Source organism: Streptomyces sp. YS-3, assembly GCF_045257485.1.
Lineage (GTDB): Bacteria > Actinomycetota > Actinomycetes > Streptomycetales > Streptomycetaceae > Streptomyces.
Window position 1 is genome coordinate 1 of record NZ_JBJHPC010000677.1, and the last position, 3,589, is coordinate 3,589.

The window sequence follows — 3,589 nt, forward strand, 5'->3', positions numbered from 1 at the left end:
CGGGCGGGCTGCCCTGGGGGTCACTTGCCCCGGAGCGACTCGACCAGCTTGTCGATGCGCCGCTGCCGCGTCTCGGGGCTCTTGGCGCTCTCGATCTCCCCGACCTGCTTGCGCTTGAGGCTGAAGGCCATCCGCTCGTACGCCCCGCGCAGCGCCGGGTCCGCGTCGAGCACGGCCGCGAGGTCGTCCGGTGCCTCGACCACGCGCGGCTCCTCGTCGAGCCGGAGCTCCACCTCGATCTCCTCACCGAGGTCGACACCGCTCGCCTCGCGGTTGGCCGCGCTGATACCGATGAGGATCTGACCGCGCATGGCGGCGACCCTGGTACGCCAGGAGTGGCCATTGATCCCGACCACCACGGGGGGCCGCTTGCCCTGCCCGAGCTCGTCGATGACGTCCTGGGGCACCTCGACGCCCAGCGCGTTGCCGGACGGGATGACCGTGGCCTTGAACTTCATGCTCGCACTCCTCGTCCGTACCGTTTGCCGTGACAACGGGCCACGATATACCGGGAGTTGGCCCGCATCCGGCTGTTGCCGCGGCTGTTCCCGTGACCGTCGCGTCGCCCCGGGCGGGCCGGCCGCGGGTTCGCGGCACGCCTTCCGTACAGGATGAGGCGGTGGCGTACGGGAGGGGGCGCCGGAGCGGTCCGTACGGGTGAGCGGCGGTTACGGTCGGGTGCGCCCACCCCCCGCCGCCTTGTCAGACAAGTGGAGGGCGGGCCATGCTTGCGCCATGGCAGTCAGCGGACAGCAGCGCAGGCCGGTCGTCGCCCTGTACGAGCGGATCGCCGACGCGATCCACGACGGCACCTATCCGCCGGGCTCCACCCTGCCCTCGGAGCCGAGGCTCGCGGGCGAGCTGGGGGTGAGCCGTCCGGCGCTGCGCGAGGCCCTGCTGCTGCTCCAGGAGGACGGCCTGCTCTCGGTGCGCCGGGGCGTGGGGCGGACCGTGAACGACCGGCCGCCCCGGCGCGGCTTCGAGCAGCTCCAGCCGCTGGAGGAGCTGCTCGGCGCGGGCGGGCCCGTGCGGGTGCGCGCCCTGCTGCGCAGCGTCGAGGAGCCGACCGACTTCACCACCCAGCACCTCCTCCCCGGCGCCGGCGCGGAGCTGCGGTTCTGGGAGACCGTGCTGGTCGGAGAGGGTCTGTCGGTGGCGTTGTGCCATGAGTGGGCCGCGCCCCGGGATGTGCTCGAACGGCTGCACCCCGCCTTCGCCGCCGCCCTGGCCGGCGAGCCGGTCCGGTCCATGCTCGCGGTGCTGGTGGACGCCTCCCGGGGCGTACCGCTGAGCGCGCACAGCGGGGTGACGGCGACCCTGCTCGGCCGTCGCCGGGGCGAGCAGCTGGAGCGCCCGGCGGAGACCCCCGCCGTCCTGGTCACGCAGGTCGTACGGGTGGCGGGCACCCCCGTCCTCGCCGCCAAGCACATGCTGCCCAGCGGGGCCCCGGCCCTCCCCGTGCTCCACAGCGGCTAGGCGGCGCGGACCGAGGCTGTACACTCCCCGGTCATGCACTTGTCTGACAACCTCGCCGCCCAGCCCGTCGCCGACTGGATACGCCGCGCGCCCAAGGCCGTCCTCCACGATCACCTCGACGGTGGTCTGCGTCCCGCCACCATCGTCGAGCTGGCCCGCGCCTGCGGCTACGAGGGCCTGCCGACCGAGGACCCGGCGGCGCTCGCGGTCTGGTTCCGCGACGCGGCGGACTCCGGCTCGCTGGAGCGCTACCTGGAGACCTTCGCCCACACCTGCGCGGTGATGCAGACCCGCGAGGCGCTGGAGCGGATCGCGGCGGAGTGCGCCGAGGACCTGGCGGCGGACGGGGTCGTCTACGCGGAGGTGCGGTACGCGCCCGAGCAGCACCTGGAGCGCGGGCTCACCCTGGACGAGGTCGTCGACGCGGTGAACGCGGGCCTGCGCGAGGGCGAGCGCCGCACCGGCGGCCGGATCACCGTGCGCGCCCTGCTCACCGGGATGCGCCACACCGACCGCTCCCTGGAGATCGCCGAGCTGACCGTGGCGCACCGCGACCGCGGGGTGGCCGGGTTCGACATCGCGGGCGGCGAGATCGGCAACCCGCCGGCCCGCCACCTCCCCGCCTTCCAGCATCTGAAGCGGTCGAACTGCCACTTCACCATCCACGCGGGCGAGGCCGTCGGCGCCGAGTCGATCCACGAGGCCGTGCAGATCTGCGGCGCCGAGCGCATCGGTCACGGTGTGCGGATCACCGATGACATCACGGTCCATGAGGACGGCACCGCGGACCTCGGCCACCTCGCCTCCTATCTGCGCGACAACCGCATCGCGCTGGAGGTGTGCCCCACCTCGAACCTCCAGACGGGCGCGGCCAAGGACTACGCCTCGCACCCGATCGACCTGCTGCGCCGCCTCGGCTTCCGGGTCACCCTCAACACCGACAACCGGCTGGTCTCCGGCACCACCATGAGCGAGGAGTTCCAGCACATGGTGGACGCCTTCGGCTACGGGCCCGAGGTGTTCGAGCAGTTCACCGTCGCCGCCGTGGAGGCCGCGTTCCTGCCGCTGCCGGAGCGCCGCCGCATCATCGACGAGCTGGTCCGCCCGGGATACGCGGCGCTGTAGCAGGCCCGCGCGTCCCCGGGGCCCGCCTTCCTCGGCGGCGGGCCCTCCCGGCGTACGGCCTACACCAACGCGGGCACCTCCAACGTGAGCGTGCCCGCGTCGGCGTCCAGCACCGCGGGCACCCCGAGCGGCATGGTGAGCGAGGGGGCGCAGTGGCCGAAGCCGAAGTGCTCCACCACCGGCACCCCGAGCGGGGCGAGCCGGTCGGCCAGCACGGCCCGCACCCTCTCGTACGGTCCGCACGCCTCCCAGGAGCCGAGCACCACCCCGGCCACCCCGTCCAGCCATCCCGACCGCAGCAGCTGGGTCAGGACGCGGTCGATCCGGTAGTCCTCCTCGCCCACGTCCTCCAGGAGCAGCAGTCCCCCGCGCACCGAGGCCATGGCGTCCGGGGTGCCGAGGCCGGCGGCGAGCAGCGCGAGGCAGCCGCCCACGGTGACTCCCCGGGCCCGGCCCGCCACCATGGGGCGGGCGCTCTCCAGGCCGAGCGTGCGGGCCGCCTCGGGTGCGAAGAGCGTGGTGCGCAGGGAGCGCTGGGTCGGGTCGTCCTTGAGGAACGTCTCGGCCGACACCATCGGCCCGTGCAGGGTGGAGATGCCGAGGCGGGCCGCGAACGCGTCGTGCAGCGCGGTCACATCGCTGTAGCCGACGAACACCTTGGGCCCGGCGGCCCGCAGCGCGCTCCACTCGACCAGGTCCACCATGCGCTGCGCCCCGTACCCGCCGCGCGCGCAGAGCACCGCGTCGACCGACGGGTCGCACCACGCCTCCTGGAGGTCGCGCGCCCTGTCCTCGTCGCCGCCCGCGAGGTAGCGGAACCGCGGGTGGCGGTCGCGGGCATGGGGCATCACGACCGGGTCGAGGTCCCAGCCGCGCAGGATGTCGAGCCCGGCGTCGAGCCGCTCGTCCACCACCGGTCCGCTGGGGGACACCACCGCCACCCGGGCGCCCGGCCGCAGCCGCGGCGGGCGGGTGAGCGGGGTGGGGG

Annotated in this window: 4 protein-coding genes; 2 read left to right on the plus strand and 2 right to left on the minus strand. The window is 74.3% G+C overall.

Going from position 1 to position 3,589, the window contains the following annotated elements; genetic code table 11:
- Window positions 1-20: 20 nt before the first annotated feature.
- Window positions 21-458 carry a YdeI/OmpD-associated family protein gene (locus tag ACJA3G_RS33080; RefSeq protein WP_406556723.1) on the minus strand — a complete coding sequence of 146 codons (438 nt, stop codon included), beginning with the start codon at window positions 456-458 and terminating at the stop codon, window positions 21-23.
- A 277-nt stretch (window positions 459-735) separates the two neighbouring features.
- Here ACJA3G_RS33080 and ACJA3G_RS33085 point away from each other — a divergent pair, with 277 nt between their 5' ends.
- Window positions 736-1,476, plus strand: a complete 741-nt coding sequence (locus tag ACJA3G_RS33085) for a GntR family transcriptional regulator (RefSeq protein ID WP_406556724.1) — start codon at window positions 736-738, stop codon at window positions 1,474-1,476.
- A 33-nt stretch (window positions 1,477-1,509) separates the two neighbouring features.
- Entirely contained in the window at window positions 1,510-2,601 is a 1,092-nt protein-coding gene (locus ACJA3G_RS33090) for an adenosine deaminase (RefSeq protein WP_406556725.1), read from the plus strand.
- A 59-nt stretch (window positions 2,602-2,660) separates the two neighbouring features.
- Here the strand turns inward: ACJA3G_RS33090 and ACJA3G_RS33095 are convergent.
- On the minus strand, window positions 2,661-3,589 hold a 929-nt coding region (locus ACJA3G_RS33095), incomplete at its 5' end, for an LD-carboxypeptidase (RefSeq protein ID WP_406556726.1).

Coding starts and splice junctions, on each gene's coding strand:
- ACJA3G_RS33080 (WP_406556723.1), bottom strand. CDS start 458: ATGAAGTTCAAGGCCACGGTCATCCCGTCCGGCAACGCGCTGGGCGTC.
- ACJA3G_RS33085 (WP_406556724.1), top strand. CDS start 736: ATGGCAGTCAGCGGACAGCAGCGCAGGCCGGTCGTCGCCCTGTACGAG.
- ACJA3G_RS33090 (WP_406556725.1), top strand. CDS start 1,510: ATGCACTTGTCTGACAACCTCGCCGCCCAGCCCGTCGCCGACTGGATA.